The sequence below is a fragment of the Nocardia sp. GCM10030253 genome (genome assembly GCF_042675075.1).
Classification (GTDB): domain Bacteria; phylum Actinomycetota; class Actinomycetes; order Mycobacteriales; family Mycobacteriaceae; genus Nocardia.
In genome coordinates, this window is the sequence record NZ_JBHTDL010000006.1 from 234334 (window position 1) to 251302 (window position 16969).

13 protein-coding genes are annotated in these 16969 nt (G+C 66.9%); 10 read left to right on the forward strand and 3 right to left on the reverse strand.

From position 1 onward, the window contains the following. Position 1: 1 nt before the first annotated feature. Both ACFQZZ_RS13410 and treZ read right to left on the reverse strand, forming a co-directional pair. The gene (locus tag ACFQZZ_RS13410; protein WP_378679057.1) at positions 2–1258 is read right to left on the reverse strand and encodes a serine hydrolase domain-containing protein; all 1257 of its coding nucleotides are present in this window, start codon (positions 1256–1258) and stop codon (positions 2–4) included. A 219-nt stretch (positions 1259–1477) separates the two neighbouring features. Then, positions 1478–3229 (reverse strand): malto-oligosyltrehalose trehalohydrolase, encoded by a 1752-nt coding sequence (gene treZ / locus ACFQZZ_RS13415; RefSeq protein WP_378679060.1) that lies wholly within the window; start codon positions 3227–3229, stop codon positions 1478–1480. Positions 3230–3353: 124 nt separating this feature from the next. Here treZ and ACFQZZ_RS13420 point away from each other — a divergent pair, with 124 nt between their 5' ends. The 3 genes from ACFQZZ_RS13420 to ACFQZZ_RS13430 all read left to right on the forward strand — a co-directional run bounded on the left by ACFQZZ_RS13420 (position 3354) and on the right by ACFQZZ_RS13430 (position 5925). Then, positions 3354–3968: a class I SAM-dependent methyltransferase gene (locus tag ACFQZZ_RS13420; RefSeq protein ID WP_378679063.1), complete on the forward strand. Its 615-nt coding sequence runs from the start codon at positions 3354–3356 to the stop codon at positions 3966–3968. Positions 3969–4076: 108 nt separating this feature from the next. Next, complete coding sequence (locus tag ACFQZZ_RS13425) at positions 4077–4649, forward strand: TetR/AcrR family transcriptional regulator (protein WP_378679066.1); 573 nt, start codon at positions 4077–4079, stop codon at positions 4647–4649. Positions 4650–4728: 79 nt separating this feature from the next. Next, the gene (locus ACFQZZ_RS13430) at positions 4729–5925 is read left to right on the forward strand and encodes a Cmx/CmrA family chloramphenicol efflux MFS transporter (protein ID WP_378679068.1); all 1197 of its coding nucleotides are present in this window, start codon (positions 4729–4731) and stop codon (positions 5923–5925) included. 1 nt (position 5926) lies between these two features. On the opposite strand, the gene dnaE is transcribed toward ACFQZZ_RS13430, so the two are convergent. Then, positions 5927–9478 (reverse strand): DNA polymerase III subunit alpha, encoded by a 3552-nt coding sequence (dnaE, locus tag ACFQZZ_RS13435; protein WP_378679071.1) that lies wholly within the window; start codon positions 9476–9478, stop codon positions 5927–5929. A gap of 482 nt (positions 9479–9960) precedes the next feature. Here dnaE and ACFQZZ_RS13440 point away from each other — a divergent pair, with 482 nt between their 5' ends. The 7 genes from ACFQZZ_RS13440 (at position 9961) to ACFQZZ_RS13470 (ending at position 16931) form a co-directional block, all read left to right on the forward strand. After that, a complete protein-coding gene (locus ACFQZZ_RS13440) occupies positions 9961–10401 on the forward strand; it encodes a hypothetical protein (protein WP_378679074.1) in 441 nt (146 codons plus the stop codon). 94 nt (positions 10402–10495) lie between these two features. Then, positions 10496–11695: a histidine kinase gene (locus tag ACFQZZ_RS13445; protein WP_378680504.1), complete on the forward strand. Its 1200-nt coding sequence runs from the start codon at positions 10496–10498 to the stop codon at positions 11693–11695. Positions 11696–11746: 51 nt separating this feature from the next. Further along, a complete protein-coding gene (locus tag ACFQZZ_RS13450; RefSeq protein WP_378679076.1) occupies positions 11747–12544 on the forward strand; it encodes a LytR/AlgR family response regulator transcription factor in 798 nt (265 codons plus the stop codon). Next, on the forward strand, positions 12541–12909 hold the full coding sequence (locus ACFQZZ_RS13455; RefSeq protein WP_378679078.1) for a hypothetical protein: 369 nt from the start codon (positions 12541–12543) through the stop codon (positions 12907–12909). Before ACFQZZ_RS13450 ends, ACFQZZ_RS13455 begins: the two co-directional genes overlap by 4 nt. Positions 12910–12963: 54 nt before the next feature. Continuing rightward, a complete protein-coding gene (locus ACFQZZ_RS13460) occupies positions 12964–14718 on the forward strand; it encodes a cation acetate symporter (RefSeq protein WP_378679080.1) in 1755 nt (584 codons plus the stop codon). A gap of 183 nt (positions 14719–14901) precedes the next feature. Continuing rightward, a complete protein-coding gene (locus ACFQZZ_RS13465; protein ID WP_378679083.1) occupies positions 14902–15288 on the forward strand; it encodes a DUF485 domain-containing protein in 387 nt (128 codons plus the stop codon). Beyond that, the gene (locus ACFQZZ_RS13470) at positions 15285–16931 is read left to right on the forward strand and encodes a cation acetate symporter (protein WP_378679086.1); all 1647 of its coding nucleotides are present in this window, start codon (positions 15285–15287) and stop codon (positions 16929–16931) included. The genes ACFQZZ_RS13465 and ACFQZZ_RS13470 overlap by 4 nt, the downstream gene beginning before the upstream one ends. Positions 16932–16969: the final 38 nt, after the last annotated feature.

Sequence of the window (16969 nt, forward strand, 5' to 3'; positions counted from 1 at the left end):
GCTATGCCGCTTCGGGGGTCTCCATGAGGGCGGCGGCCCGCCTTGTCGAACGCACACCGGCCACCACCAACGGCAGCAGCCAGGCCGCCGAGGACTGATCGAAGGTCAACTGCCCCACCGAAAGCCGGTTGTGCACGAAGCCGACGGAAAGCCCGAGGCGCGGCTCGGCCCAGCCGAACGAGCCACCGAGACCGATATGGCCGAGGCCGGCATGGGCGCCGGGCATCGGCAGCGAGTGGTAGCCGAGGTGCCAGAACATCGGTGCGTAGAACAGCGCGCGGTCGAGACGGTAGCTCTGGATTCGGCGCAGCGCCTTGATGGTCTGGGGCGACAGATACCGACGGCCGTCGGCCATGCCGTCGTTGGCAAGCGCACCGTACATGGTGGCCAGCCCCGATGCGGTACTCACGCCGTTGCCCGCACCGAGTTCGGTGCGCAGGAAGGGCGGATCCTCGCCCTCCAGAATCGCTTCCAGACCGGGCAGGAACAGGCATCGGGCCGCAGCGCCGAGCGCTCCGGGAATGCCATAGCTGAGACCCAATACCTTTGCGGTGAGCGGGTTTCCGATCGGGCGCAGCGTGGTGCCTGCAAGCTCGGCATAGCTGGTCGACGCGGAGACCGGCGGGCGACCCAAGTGAATGCTGTCGATGCCGAGCGGCTCGGTGACCTCGATACGGAACAGGTCAGCCATGCCGTGGCCGGTGACCGCGCGGGCCAGTCCGGCGAGCAGCCAACCGTAGGTGAGCGCGTGGTAGGCCGGAATGCCGAGCAGGTGATCGGGTTTCGCGGCGGCCAGGCGCTCCTCCATCAGCTGGTGATCGAGTATCTCGAGGCCGGAGGCGATCGGGCTGAGCGCGGAGAGCCCCGCGCTGTGGGTCATCACCTGACGGACGGTGATGGCGCGCTTGCCGTTGGCGCCGAACTCCGGCCAGTATTCGGCGACCGGGGCCGCGTAGTCGAGCAAACCGCGGTCGGCCAGCCGGTGGATGACCGTGGCGGTGATGCCCTTGGTCGCCGAGAAGATGATGGATCCGGTGTCCTTGGTCCACGGTGCGCTCCCCGCGCTCCCGGTCCAGATCTCGACGAGGGGTTCACCGTGCAGATGCACCGCCAACCCCGCGCCCGCGCCACGACGGCTTCCGAATGTCTTCGCGAAACGGCGCACCAGCGGTCCGAATTCAGCGGCGGCGCTGCCGCCCACCCCGACGGGGAGGTCGCCGGATTGAGCGAAGTCCCCGGATGAAGCCACGTTGCTCATTATTCAACGGTAATGGCGCCGGTCACACTCGGCAACGGACATTGTCTCGGACAGTTGGTCTCGGCTGTCCACAGCGCGCGGAATCCGGCTACGGGCGATCGTCCGATAGCGCTGCCGGAACGAGAACGTCGCAGGTCAGCGCGGTCGATCAGCAATCAGACAACGTGCCGATAACAATTACCGTTCGGTTCTGGCTCGGTTGGGCCATACCGCCCGCGATTACCGAGTCCGCCCCGATTCGGCGGCCGCGCCCACCGACACGACCGCGAACGAATGCCCGGGAACGACTGTCCCGGACTCAGCTTCGACAGGTTCATCCCAGGACAGCAGCACCGTCCCGACAACCGGGACGGCGACCGGATGGGCGGACAGGTTACACACCAGCCGCAAAGACCCTCTGTGCACGACGATCCATCGAGCGTCCTCGTCGTAGTCGACCGAAATATGGGTCAGCCACGGGTCGGTGAGCTCCGCCCGCGCGCGGCGCAGCGCGATCAGTTCGCGGTAGCAGGCCAGTAGCCGGGCATGGCGTGTGTCCTCGAGCTGGGACCAGTCGAGTTTCGAGCGCAGGAACGTTTCCGGGTCCTGTGGGTCGGGGACATCGCCGCTTTCCCAGCCGTGCTCGGCGAATTCCGCCTTGCGGCCGGTGGCGGTGGCGGCGCCGATCACCGGATCGGTGTGCGAGGTGAAGAACTGGAAGGGTGTGCTCGCGCCCCACTCCTCGCCCATGAACAGCATCGGTGTGTAGGGCGAGAGCAGCACGAGGGCGGCCTTGATTGCCAGTTGACCGTCGGCGAGGTTGACGCTCGGCCGGTCACCGATCGCTCGGTTGCCGATCTGGTCATGGGTGCAGGTATAGGCCAGTAGCGCGCTCGCCGGTATCACTCGCGTGTCGAACGGACGGCCGTGGGTGCGGCCACGGAAGCTGGAATAGGTTCCGGCATGGAAGAACCCGTGTGTGAGCGTGTGCGCGAGGCAACCCAGCGAGCCGAAATCGGCGTAGTAGCCCTGTCGTTCACCGGAAACCGCGGTATGCACGGCATGGTGCAGGTCGTCGTTCCACTGCCCCGTCAGCCCGTAGCCGCCCGCGGCGCGCGGGGTGATCAGCGTCGCGTCGTTGAGGTCGCTCTCCGCGATCAGGGTCAGCGGCCTGCCCAGGTGCGCGGCGAGGCGTTCGGTCTCGGCGGCCAGTTCGGCGAGCAGGTGGGTGGCGGTGCGGTCCACCAGTGCGTGCACCGCGTCCAGCCGCAGCGCATCGATGTGGAAGTCGCGCAGCCAGCGCAGTGCGTTGTCGACGATGAAGCGGCGCACCGGATCCGAGCCGGGCCCGTCCAGGTTGAGGCTCTGGCCCCAGGTGTTGCGACCGTCGGTCAGGTAAGGGGCGAAACGTGGCAGGTAGTTGCCCGATGGGCCGAGGTGGTTGTAGACGACGTCGAGCGCGACCGCCAATCCTCTTGTGTGACAGGCATTCACGAAGCGCTGCAGGCCGTCGGGCCCACCGTAGGGCTCGGCCACCGCGTACCAGAGCACGCCGTCGTAGCCCCAGTTGTGGGTGCCGTCGAAGGCGTTCACCGGCATCAGCTCGACCACGGTGACACCGAGATCGACCAGGTGATCGAGGCGTTCGATGGCGGCGTCGAACGTCCCCGCCGGACTGAAGGTGCCGATGTGCAGTTCGTAGTAGACCGCGCCCGACAGCTGTCGTCCGGTCCAGCCGGAGTCCGTCCATGCCGCCGGGTCGAGGGCGTGCAGTGCCGAGCGGGCGTGCACACCGTCGGGCTGGCGGGACGAGCGCGGATCGGGCAGGACGGTCGAATCCTCGTCGAGGAGGTAGCCGTAGCGCGCATTCGGCGCGCAGGCCACCTCGGCCCGCCACCATCCATCGGCGGACCTCGTCATCGGATGAGCCGAACCGTCCACCTCCACCCGCACCCGCTCCGGACGCGGCGCCCACACCTCGAACAGTGTCACCGCGCCAGCATCGCACGGCAGCCACCCCCACACCTGTCGAGCCCACTGCCGCGCCGACCCTCGCTCGATCCCTGGTCGGCGCGGACGCCTGGCGCTACCGAGCCCGCACTGACACAGTGAAGGCGTGGGTATCTACAACGATCAGATCGTGCCGCGGCTCGTGGATGTGGCCTGCGGGGCGAAGTTCAACAATCCGCAGCGCAAGCGCGTCTGCGCCGGACTGCATGGGCGGGTGGTGGAGATCGGCTTCGGGTCCGGGCTCAATGTGCCCTTCTATCCGGCGGCGGTGCAGTCGATCACCGCGGTCGAACCCGCGGACCTCGGATGGAAGCTCGCCGCCAAACGTGTCGCGAAGGCGACCGTACCGATCGAACGCGCCGGGCTCGACGGCCAATCGCTCCCCTTCTCCGATAACTCCTTCGACGCCGCCCTCTCGACGTGGACGATGTGCACCATCCCGGATATCGCGGCCGCGCTGGCCGAAGTGCGCAGGGTGCTCATCCCCGGCGGCACCCTGCACTTCGTCGAGCACGGCCTGGCGCCGGATCCGAAGGTGCAGGTCTGGCAGCACCGGCTCAACCCGATCGAGAAGGCCATCGCGGGCGGCTGCCACCTCAACCGCGATATCCGCGGCCTGGTGGAGGCCGCCGGCTTCGAGATTCGCGACATCGATGTCTTCTATGAGGGCGGCCCCAAGTTTTTCACCGCCCTCTCCCTCGGTGTCGCGGTATCGCCCTAGCGATCCGAGACGATCCGGACAGTCGATACGTGGCAGCGCTATCCACCCGGTCGCAGCCACTGCGCACATATTGGAACGATCTGTACAGAATGTGTTAGCGTTGACCACATGGCACGACCGAGACGATTCGACGAGCAGCGGGCAGTAGACGCGGCGATGCGCGCGTTCTGGGCAGCGGGATATGAAGGCACCTCCACCCAAGACCTGTGCGATGCAACAGGACTCGGGCGCAGCAGCATCTACAACACCTTCACCAGCAAGCACGATCTGTTCGATCGAGCGCTGCGGCGGTACATGACCACCAAGAACGCCACCATTTTCGAGCTGCTCGACACCGACGAGTCGGCCAAGGCCAAGATTCAGGCGCTGCTGTGGCAGGTGATCGATGCACCAGAGGATGAGCCGACCGGCTGCCTTGTCGTCAATTCGACCGTCGAGCTGGCACCACGCGATCCAGCAGTGGCCGCGACGCTGCGCACCGATCAGGAGCAGCGACTGGCCGCACTGACGGCCGCCATCGAAAGCGGCCAGCGCGCTGGTGACATCGAGCGAGGTAGGGATGCGCGCGATCTCGCCCATTTCGTGAATGCCACCATCGCCGGGATGCGCGTGGCGGCACGCGGCGGAGCGGGACGGGATGCGCTGACGGCCATTGCCACCACCGCACTGAGCGCACTGTAGGACCCACGAGGCGGCATTGCGCCGCCTTTTCTTTCGAGTTCATTTTGAACCGATCAATCCAAAACTAGAGAGGTACCCGATGCCGTTAGCCATCTATGTCCTGGGGTTGTCCATCTTCGCCCAGGGCACCTCGGAGCTGATGATCGCGGGACTGCTGCCCGAAATGGCCACTGATCTGGGGGTGTCCATTCCGCAAGCGGGACTGCTGATTTCGGCGTTCGCGCTCGGCATGCTGGTGGGCGCACCGGTGCTCGCGGTGGTCACGCTGCGCTGGCCACGCCGGGATTCGCTGCTCGGCTTCGTCGCCCTCTTCATCGCCGCGCACGTCGCCGGTGCGCTGACGTCGGACTATTGGGTGCTGTTCGCGACCAGGGTGGTGAGTGCTTTCGTCTACGCGGGGTTCTGGGCGCTCGCGGCGACCGCCGCGGTGAGCCTGGTGCCACAGAACGCGCGCGGCAAGGCGATGAGCATTGTCGCGGGCGGGCTCACCATCGCCACCATCATCGGGCTGCCCGCGGGCACCGTGGTCGGCCAGCACTTCGGCTGGCGCGCGGCCTTCTGGGTGGTCGCCGCGCTGTCGGCGCTCTCGGCGATCGGCGTACTCGCGAAGATCCCCGGCGGACGGCCGACCGAGATCCCGCGGCTGCGCGATGAACTGCGCACCATGGCCAACCCGCGGCTGTGGCTGTCCTACGGCACCACCGCGCTCTCCACCGGCTCGATCTTCGTGACCTTCGCCTACCTCGGCGCCATGCTCGCGGACACCACCGGCATCTCCGAGGCGTGGGTGCCCGCGGTGCTCGGGCTCTACGGCCTCGGCAGCCTCGTCGGCATCAGCATCGGCGGCCGAACCTCCGACGCCCACCCCTTCCGCACGCTCTATGTAGGCGCGGCGGGCATGACCATCATCGCCGCCGGCCTGGCACTGACCGCGGATCTACCCGCCCCGGCGATAGTCCTCGTATTCCTCTTGGGCGCCTTCGGTTTCGCCACCAACCCCGCCCTCAACACCCGCGTCTTCGCGCTGGCGGGCGCCGCCCCCACCCTCGCAACCGCCACCAACTACTCCGCCTTCAACGTCGGGATCACTCTTGGCCCCTGGCTCGGCGGCATCGCCATCGGTGCAGGCCTCGGCTACGCATCGGTCGGCTGGATCGGCGCGGTCATGGGCATCGCCATGCTCGCCACCGTCGCATGGGCGCACCGCCTACAGCGCGGGCCCACCGTTCCGGCACCCGCGCCCCAGCCGCTCGCCGAACTCTCTCACCGAAGGTAAGTCAGCTGGCCAGGCAGCCGGGCCCGAGCAGCGCCTTCAGATCGCCCATCAGTGCCGACGACGGCGAGACACGCAGGCTGTCATCGAGTTTCAAGAGGGTGGTCTTGTCGCGGGCGCCGACCAGCCGCAGATGGACGTCGGCGGTGCCGGGGTGGCTGGTCAGGACTCGCTTGAGGGCACTCACCTTGTCGGGGGTGCACAACCTGGTCGGCAGGATCACCGCGAGCGGCTTGGCTACGCCGATCGAGGAAAGGTCGGGAACGGCGAGGTCGTTGGCGATCAACGAGATTCGGTCGTCGCGGACCGAGACCCTGGCCTTCACCAGCACGACCGCGTCCTCGACGACGTCCATGCCGTAGACCGAGTACGACTGCGGGAAGAACAGCACCTCGATGCCACCGGTCAGGTCTTCCAACTGCGCCGAAGCCCAGGCCAGACCGTTCTTGTTGATCCGACGGTTGACCGAGGCGAGAATGCCGCCGATTGTCACCTGGGCGCCGTCCTTGACATCACCCTCGAGGATGGCGGGGATCTGGGTATCCGCCTGCGCGGCAAGGACATGCTCGACGCCGTTGAGCGGATGCCCGGACACGTACAGTCCGAGCATCTCGCGCTCCAGCGCGAGCTTGTGCTTGGTCTCCCACTCGTCCTCCGGCACCTTAACGTTGAACACCGACGCCATCGAATCGTCGCCGTCGTCCATCCCGCCGAAGAGATCGAATTGCCCGATCGCCTCGGCCTTCTTGGTGGACATCACCGCGTCGATGGCGTCGGAGTGGATGAGCAGCAGACCCTTGCGCGGATGCCCGAGCGAGTCGAATCCGCCTGCCTTGATGAGGGATTCGGTGACTTTCTTGGTGCAGGCGACCGCGTCGATCTTGTTCAGATAGTCGGAGAAGTCGGTGAACTTCGACTTCTCCTTGCGCGCGGCGATGATCGAGGAAACCACGTTGGCGCCGACATTGCGCACCGCGCCGAGGCCGAATCGGATATCGGTGCCGACCGAGGCGAAGTTCAGTTCGGACTCGTTGACGTCCGGCGGCAGCACGGTGATGCCGAGGCGACGGCAGTCCGACAGGTAGACCGCGGCCTTGTCCTTGTCGTCGCCGACACTGGTGAGCAGGCCTGCCATGTATTCGCCCGGATAGTTGGCCTTGAGGTAGGCGGTCCAGAACGAAACGAGGCCGTATCCGGCGGCGTGCGATTTGTTGAACGCGTACCCGGCGAACGGAAGGATGGTGTCCCACAGGGCTTTCACCGCGGCCTCGGAGAACCCGTTGGCGGTCATGCCCTCGTGGAAGCCCTTATATTCGGCTTCCAGGACCTCGAGCTTCTTCTTACCCATGGCCTTACGCAGCGCGTCGGCCTTGCCCATCGAGTAGGAGGCAACCTTCTGCGCGATGAACATGATCTGCTCTTGGTAGACGATCAGACCGTAGGTCTCCGAGAGGATGTCCTTCAGCGGTTCCTCGAGCTCCGGATGAATCGGACTGATCGGCTGACGACCGTTCTTGCGGTCGGCGTAGTCGTTGTGCGCGTTCATGCCCATCGGGCCGGGGCGATACAGCGCGAGCACCGCGACGATGTCGTTGAAGCCGGTCGGCTGCATGCGGCGCAGCAGGTCGCGCATGGGACCACCATCGAGCTGGAAGACGCCGAGAGTGTCACCGCGGGACAGCAATTCGTAGGTGGCGGGGTCGTCGAGCGGCAGATGGTCCAGGTCGAGATCGATGCCGCGGTTGGCCTTGATGTTGTCCATCGCGTCACCGATGACGGTGAGGTTGCGCAGCCCGAGGAAGTCCATCTTCAGCAGGCCGATGGCCTCACAGGACGGATAGTCCCAGCCGGTGATGATGGCGCCGTCCTGGGCCCGCTTCCAGACCGGGATGGCGTCGGTCAGCGGCTCCGAGGACATGATGACCGCGCAGGCGTGCACGCCCGCGTTGCGGATCAGGCCCTCCAGGCCACGCGCGGTCTCGTAGATCTTCGCGACATCCGGGTTGTTCGCGATCAGCTCACGGACCTCGGCGGCTTCCTTGAAGCGCTCGTGATCGGGGTCGGTGATGCCGGACACCGAGATGTCCTTGGCCATGATCGGCGGCGGCAGCGCCTTGGTGATCTGGTCGGCGATGGCGAAACCGGGCTGGCCGAACAGCACTCGCGCGGAGTCCTTGATGGCGGCCTTGGTCTTGATGGTGCCGAAGGTGATGACCTGGGCGACCCGGTCGGTGCCCCACTTCTCGGTCGCGTAGCGGACCATTTCACCGCGGCGGCGATCGTCGAAGTCGATATCGATATCGGGCGCGGACGGACGCTCCGGGTTGAGGAACCGCTCGAACAGCAGGCCGTAGGGAATCGGGTCGATATTGGTGATGCCGAGCGCGTAGGCGACCAGCGAACCGGCGGCCGAACCACGGCCGGGGCCGACGCGGATGCCGACCTCCTTGGCGTGCGTGACGAGGTCACCGACGACGAGGAAGTAGGCGGGGAAGCCCTTCTGCTTGATGACGTCGAGCTCGAAGTAGGCCCGGGTGTAGTACTCGTCGGGCACACCGTCCGGGAAGCGGCGCGCGAGACCGCGGTCGACCTCCTTGCGGAGGAAGGAGTTCTGGTCGTCGCCCTCGGGCACCGGGAACACCGGCATCCGGTCGCGGAACTCCCACACGTCGTCGTATGGCTGCACGCGCTCACCGATGGCCACGGTGTTGTCGCAGGCGCCGGGCACTTCGGCGTCCCAGATCGCGCGCATCTCCTCGGCGGACTTGAGGTAGTAACCGTCACCGTCGAATTTGAAGCGGGTCGGGTCGCTGAGCGTCTTGCCGGTCTGAATGCACAGCAGCGCTTCGTGATTGGTCGACTGATCCTTGGTGACGTAATGGCAGTCGTTGGTCGCGATCGGCGGAATGCCGAGCTTCTTGCCGATCTCGATGAGTCCCTCGCGGACCCGGCGTTCGATGGACAGCCCGTGGTCCATGATCTCCAGGAAGAAGTTCTCCTTGCCGAAGATCTCCTGCCACTTGGCCGCCGCCTCCAGCGCCTCACGGTCATGGCCGAGACGCAACCGCGTCTGCACCTCGCCCGACGGGCAGCCGGTGGTCGCGATGATGCCCTCGGCGTACTGGGCGATGATCTCCTCGTCCATCCGCGCCCACTTGCCGAGCTGACCCTCGAGCGACGCCAGCGACGACAGCTTGAACAGGTTGCGCAGCCCGGTCGCGGTCTCCGCGACCATGGTCATGTGCGTGTAGGCGCCGGAGCCGGAGACGTCGTCGCCCTTCTGGCTCGGATCACCCCACTGGATGCGCTTGGTGTCGAACCGCGAGGCGGGCGCGATGTAGGCCTCGATGCCGATGATCGGTTTGATGCCCGCCTTCTTGGCCGAGTTGTAGAACTCGGAGGCGCCGTACATATTGCCGTGGTCGGTCATCCCGACCGCGTTCATCCCCAGCCGTTTCGCCTCGGCGAACAGGGGCGAAATCTTCGCCGCACCGTCGAGCATGGAGTACTCGGTGTGGTTGTGCAGGTGAACGAACGATCCGGACGAGGCGGCCAAGACGGTCCTTCCTCCCAAGGTCTCGACGGGGGTTGGCCTAGCGATTCTAGGCACGTCGGTACGACAAGTTTTTCGAGGCGCGCACGCCGCAATGAGACGTCCCAGGAGGGCCCGGCGTGTCGGTGTCGAAGATCACCGGCGCGTCTGGTGAGTCGCCATGGAGCTGTCCAATTTTCCGCGAATGACGTCTAGCGCGGAACGGTCGACACTACGCGATGGCCGCGGTCTTGTTTCCTCCGCCAGACGAATTTCGAGCCGGACCAACCATTGTCGCGGGCGGGATCTTCACATCGACGGCACCGATCGGCAGCAACAGTTCCCCGCGGGCCGGTCGGCCGAACGAGTCCGGTCGCGCTTGCGCATCGCTGCCGGATCGACGGAATCTCGGCCACCGAGGCGGTACTCGTGGCAACGTTTATCGGGATGAACGTGCGGGCGTGACCGCACAACCAAGGAACCGACCCAACTCTGCAGGGGTGCTGATGAATACAGCCAGATCTCTGTTCGTCCTGTCCGCAACACCCGTGGCTGCCGTGGCGCTACTGGCCACAGCCGCACCCGCCACCGCGGAAGGCAAGTTCGCGACCGTCTACTCGCTCACCCAGGGCGCCTGTTTCGCGCAGGTCGAGACGTCTGTCAACGGTGACGCCTATCCGTCGAGCGCGGGATTCACCGTGAATACGACCATGTTCGGCATCGGACCGTGCACGCTGCCGGTCACACTGAACTGGCGCAATCTCGCCGACGGCGCGACGGGGTCGTTCAAAGTGACCGCGAACGGCCCCGGGTACTGGAGCAACAGCGGCCCCGCCGCAATCTTCCAACCCGGCATCGGCAACTTCACCAGCACCGTGACCATCGGCGCCGTGCACGTGCCCGAACCCGGAACGCGTGAATTCACGGTTACTCAGTATCAGCCGTAGCCGGTTCTTCGGCGCTGCCACCACCGACCGGGTGGTGGCATCGGCATAATCGGGCGATGACGTGGCAGCGACACCACCATTCGACGGGTACGCATTGACGACGGCGGTGGTAGCCGTTGTCGCCTCGGTGGCGCTGCTTGTCGGTGCGCTGCTGGTGTGGTCGCGGACCCGTCGGAGCGTGACCACACCGGCAGAGCGCGCGGTGTACACCGCGTTACATATCGCGTCGCTGGCCGCGCGCCCGTTGCGGCAGGGCTTGACCGATCAGTCCGCGCAGGAATCGGCGCCGCATCTGCGCGCCCTCACCGGAGCCGAGGCGCTGGGTGTCGCCGATCCGGAGGGCACCTTGCTCGCCTGGGACGGCCCGCACTCCGATCTCGCCGTGCATTTCGCCGATGCCGCGCGGCGCGCCATGGCGACCGAACGGCCGGTCCTGGTGTCGGGGCCGGGCCGCGTCGAGCACGCGGGGCGCACATTGATCGCCCAGCCGTTGCTGATCGAAAACTCCGGAGTTGCCGGAGCGTTGGGTGTGGTGACCACCGGGCAGCCGGGGCCGGGTCGGCTCGGCGCGGTGGCCGAGGTGGCACGGTATGCCTGCGGCCAGCTCGAACTGGCGGAACTCGATGCCTCGAGGGCCCGCCTCGACCGGGCCGAGGTGCGCGCGCTGCGCGCCCAGATCAGCCCGCACTTCATCTACAACGCACTCAATACCGTGGCGTCGTTCGTCCGCACCGACCCGGACCGGGCGCGGGAACTGATCCTCGAATTCGCGGACTTCACCCGCTATTCCTTCCGCGCCGCAGGCGAATTCACGGTGCTCGCGGACGAACTGCGCAATATCGAGCGCTATCTCGCCCTCGAACGCGCCCGCTTCGGCGACGCCCTCGAGGTGCGACTGCAGATCGCGCCGGAGGTGCTCGGGGTCGTGTTGCCCTTCCTCGCCCTGCAACCGCTGGTGGAGAATGCCGTCCGGCACGGCTTGGCGGGGGCGACCAAAGGCGGCACGGTGAGCATTGTCGCCATCGATGCGGGAACCGACTGTGTCATCAGCGTCGAGGACGACGGCATCGGGATGGATCCGGATGTACTTCGCTCCGGCGCCCTCGATGCGATCGAAACCGGCACCGGCCCAGCGGCTTCCGGTGAATCCGCCCACGTGGGCCTGGCCAATGTCGACGACCGGCTGCGCGCCGCCTTCGGCAACGACTACGGCCTGATCGTGGAAACCGCGCCGGGCGCGGGCACCAAGGTGAGCCTGCGGGTCCCCAAGTTCCGTGCGGGCATCCAAGCCTGAGAGGTCGACCCGATCCGATGCTCCGAAGCCAGCGCTTACGATGGACCGGTTGTGACTCGGACCACTGACCAGTCCGCTGGAGCGCTACGCGTGCTTGCCGTGGACGACGAAAAACCGGCTCTGGACGAGCTGGTGTATTTGCTGCGCGCGCAATCGGGTGTCGGCGAGATCCACAGCGCGAGCGATACGACCACCGCGCTACGGCTGATGCGCGCCCATCCCATCGACGCGGTGTTCCTGGACATCAATATGCCCGGGCTGGACGGGATGGAGCTGGCGGGGATCCTGTCGGAGTTCGCGAGCCCGCCCGCCGTGGTGTTCGTGACGGCCCACGACGATCGGGCGGTGGCGGCGTTCGACCTCGGCGCGGTCGACTATCTGCTGAAGCCACTGCGGGAAGCACGATTGGCCGAGGCGGTGCGGCGGCTCGCGGCCGCACGCAGCACCCCGGCACCCGCCGCCGCGGACCCGCGCGCCGACCCGAACGAGGTCATACCCGTCGAGCTGGGCGGAGTCACCACGTTGGTGAACCGTTCGAGCGTGAGTTGGGTGGAGGCGGACGGGGACTACGCACGGCTGCACACCAGCGCGGGGTCGCATCTGGTGCGGATACCGTTGTCGGCTCTCGAATCTCGCTGGGAGAACGCGGGATTCCTGCGAGTGCACCGGTCCTATCTGGTGGCGCTGCGGTTGGTGACCGGACTGCGCACGGTGGGCACCGGCACGGTGGTGTGCCTGCGCGCCGATGGGCATGCCGCGCCGGTGGAACTGCCGGTCAGTCGCCGACAGGTCCGAGAGCTGAAACAGCGTCTTGTGCACGGCCCACGGCAGCAGTGGAACCACCCGTGACCGGACCCCAGCAGCGCCCGACCCGCCAGCGCGTGGTGCTCGCCGAGCGTCGTGGCGCGCGGCGAGTCCGCACCCGCGTCGAGGTGGCCGAGCAGACCGAGATCGGCGAGGCGATGATCGGCGGGCTGATTCGCGCCCAGCTCGGCCTCGCACTACGAGTGGGTCTCGTCACGGTTCTCGTGCTGTGTTCACTGCCGCTGCTCTTCCGGATCGGGGCGGTCGGCTCGTTCGAGGTCTTCGGCGTCCGACTGCCGTGGCTGGTGCTCGGTGTCGCCGTCTATCCCCTGCTGTATGTCGTCGGACGCCTGTACGTTCACCTGGCCGAACGCAACGAACAGGACTTCCTCGAGTTGGCGGACGAGTGAAGTGAACACCTCTGCGGTAGCCGATCCCATGCGTCGAGACAGCCGAGGACTGCGATGAGCACCGGGACGGCGCCCGCGCTGACGATCGCCGCTCTGCTGCTCGCGGCGCTCGCCACCGTCGCCATCGGTGTGTACGGCGTGCGACTGGCGCGCACCACGTCGGATTTCCTTGTCGCCTCGCGCAGCGTAGGGCCACGCTGGAACGCCGCCGCGATTTCCGGCGAGTATCTTTCCGCCGCTTCATTTCTCGGCGTTGCCGGGCTGATCGCCAAGTACGGCGCCGACGCGCTCTGGTATCCGGTCGGGTTCACCGCCGGGTATTTGGGGCTGCTGCTGTTCGTCGCCGCGCCGCTGCGGCGGTCGGGGGCCTATACGGTGCCCGACTTCGCGGAGTTCCGGCTCGGGTCGGTGCGGCTGCGCAGGTTGGCGGCCGTCGTGGTGGTGCTGGTGTGCGGGGTGTACATGATTCCGCAGTTCCAAGGCGCCGGGTTGACGCTGCGGATCCTGTTGGGTGTACCGGATTGGGTCGGCGCGGTGGCGGTGGGCGCCATCGTGATCGCGAATGTGGCAGGCGGCGGGATGCGGTCCATCACGCTGGTGCAGGCCTTCCAGTACTGGCTCAAGCTGACCGCGGTGGCGATACCCGCACTGGTGCTGCTCGGGCATTTCCTCGCCGATGATCGCGAGCTCGCCGCACCCGCTCCCCCGACCGTCACCGAGCGGACGACGGTCGATGTGAGCACCGATGTGGTGGTCCAGGTTGCCGCGCCACAACAGGTTTCGATCAACGGCACCCTCGACGAACGCACGGTCACCGGATCGGTGCTGCTGACACCCGGCGAACACGAGCTGGCCGCTGGCACCCAACTGGTCCTCGAAGCGGGCTCCGCGGTACCAGTGGTGGCCGGTGCGCCCGCGGACGGCGCGGCCTGGCTGCTGCCGGGCGGCGGGTTCGGCGGATCGCATCCGACCTACCAGGTGTTCTCCCTGATCGTCGCTACCTTCCTCGGCACCATGGGGTTGCCGCATGTGCTGGTGCGCTTCTATACCAACCCGGACGGCCGTGCCGCGCGGACCACCGCGCTGGCGGTGATCGGTCTGGTCGGCGTGTTCTATCTGTTCCCGGTGCTGCTCGGGGTTTTCGCGCGACTCTATGTGCCGCAGCTGCTGATCACCGGCACCTCCGATGCCGCGGTAGTGCTGCTGCCCGGATCGGTGCTCGCCGGTCTGCCTGGACAACTGCTCGCGGCGCTGGCGGCCGCGGGCGCGATCGCCGCGTTCCTGTCCACCTCGTCGGGTCTGCTTGTCAGCATCGCGGGTGTGCTCAGTACGGACATGCTGCGCGGGCGCATTCGCGATTTCCGGGCAGCGGCACTGTTCGCCGGTGCCGTGCCTCTCGGTCTTTCACTCACGGTCGCCTCGCTCGATCTGTCCCGCACAGTGGGGCTCGCCTTCTCGGTCGCGGCGTCGACGCTCTGTCCGCTGCTGGCCCTCGGCATTTGGTGGCGCGGTCTGACCGCTTTCGGCGCCGCTACCGGGCTGATCACCGGCGGTCTCGCGGCGGGCGGCGCGACGGTGGTCTCGGTGCTCGGCGGCGTCTCCGACGACGTCGCCGGCGGCTGGCCCGCCGCGGTACTCGGCTATCCGGCGGCGATCAGCGTCCCCCTGGCATTCGCATCGATGATCCTGGTCAGCAAGGTGACGCGAGGTCAGAGCGCACGGACGGTCGGCCGGATCTTCGTGCGCCTGCACGCGCCGGAAAGGCTCGGCATGGGTGCCGATCGGGAGCGCGTCCTTCGCTCGAGCTGAGGCCGCCACCGGGCCGAGCGACCCGATCTCGGCTCCTTCGCCGCCGACCGTTCGTCGCGTCGAGCCGACCGTTCACCGCACAATCGGGCACCTTTACAGAGTGACCTGCGCCACATCATGATTCCCTCACGCCGACCTGGCTACGGTCTGCGCAGTAAGCCACGTCACACGCTAGGACTCCTGATGACCAGTATCGACCTCGACGGCGAGAGCACCGAGCCTCGGCGCTCGGATGCCGCCGCGCCGCCGCGCACGCCGAGCGCCGAAGACTTCGCCGCCGTGCAAGCGAGTCCTCAATTCCAGGAGCTGCGAAGCCGGTTGCGCCGCTTTGTGTTCCCGATGACCGCACTATTCCTGGTCTGGTACCTGAGCTACGTGTTGCTCGGCGCGTACGCGCACGAGTTCATGGCCACCGAGGTCTTCGGGAACATCAACCTCGGCTTGCTGCTCGGCCTGGCGCAATTCGTCTCCACCTTCGCCATCACCGCGGTCTATGTCCGGTTCGCCAACCGCGAACTCGACCCGCGCGCGGCCGCTATTCGTCACTATCTCGAGGGAGGCCAGGCATGACCGCCTTCGCTGACACGCAATTCCTGGCCGCCGGGACCGTCGGCAATCCGGCCGCGAACATCGCCATCTTCGGCATCTTCGTGGTGATCACCATGGTCGTGGTGATCCGGGCCAGTCGCAACAACCGCACCGCCGCCGATTACTTCACCGGCGGACGTGGTTTCTCCGGTCCACAGAACGGCGTCGCCATCGCGGGCGACTACCTTTCCGCGGCAAGTTTTCTCGGCATCGCGGGCGCGATCGCGGTATACGGCTACGACGGGTTCCTCTACTCCATCGGGTTCCTGGTCGCCTGGCTGGTCGCGCTGCTGCTCGTCGCCGAAATGCTCAGGAACACCGGCAAATTCACCATGGCGGATGTGCTCAGCTTCCGGTTGCAGGAAGGCCCCGTCCGCACCGCCGCCGCGCTGACCACGCTGGCCGTCTCACTGTTCTATCTGCTGGCGCAGATGGCGGGCGCTGGTGGTCTGGTCGCGCTGCTGCTCGACATCTCCGACAAGACCGGGCAGTCCATCGTGATCGCCGTCGTCGGCCTGCTGATGATCGTGTATGTGCTGGTCGGCGGTATGAAGGGCACCACATGGGTGCAGATCATCAAGGCCGCGCTGCTGATCACCGGCGCCGCGCTGATGACGGTCATGGTGTTCGCCAAGTTCGGCTTCAACTTCTCCGACATCCTCGGCTCGGCCCAGGACGCGGTGTCCGGCTCGGCAAACAAGGGCGTGGCCGCGCGTGACGTGCTTGCCCCTGGCGCCCAGTACGGTGGCAGCTCGACCTCCAAGCTGAACTTCGTCTCCCTCGGCCTGGCGCTGGTGCTCGGCACCGCCGGGCTGCCACATGTGCTGATGCGCTTCTACACGGTGCCCACCGCGAAAGAGGCTCGGCGCTCGGTGGTCTGGGCGATCGGCCTGATCGGCGCGTTCTACCTGTTCACCCTGGTGCTCGGCTACGGCGCGGCCGCGATCGTAGGCCCCGACCGCATCCTGGCCGCGGCCGGTGGGCAGAACTCCGCGGCGCCGCTGCTTGCGTTCGAACTGGGTGGCGTTGTGCTGCTCGGCATTATCTCGGCGGTCGCCTTCGCCACCATTCTCGCGGTCGTCGCCGGACTGACCATCACCGCCTCGGCGTCGTTCGCGCATGACATCTACGCGAGCGTGATCAAGAAAGGCCAGGTCGACGAGGACAAGCAGGTCCGGGTCTCCAGGATCACCGCGGTGATCATCGGTGTGCTCGCCATCGGGCTCGGCATCCTCGCCAACGGCCAGAATGTCGCGTTCCTGGTGGCACTCGCCTTCGCGGTCGCCGCCGCGGCGAACCTGCCGACCATCGTGTTCTCGCTGTTCTGGAAACGGTTCAACACCACGGGAGCGCTGTTCAGCATGTATGGCGGCCTGATCTCCACGATCGTGTTGATCGTGTTCTCCCCGGCGGTGTCCGGCACGAAGAGCGCGATGATCCCGGGGTCCGACTTCGACTGGTTCCCGCTGTCGAATCCGGGAATCGTCTCCATCCCACTGGCCTTCGCGCTCGGCGCGCTCGGCACCTTCCTCGGCGGCCGCAAGCAGGAAAACCCGGCCAAGGCCTCGGAGATGGAGGTCCGCTCGCTCACCGGCGTCGGCGCGGAGAAGGCAGTCGTGCACTGAGCCTTGCCATCCCGCCATCCCCACGTGGATGAGACTGC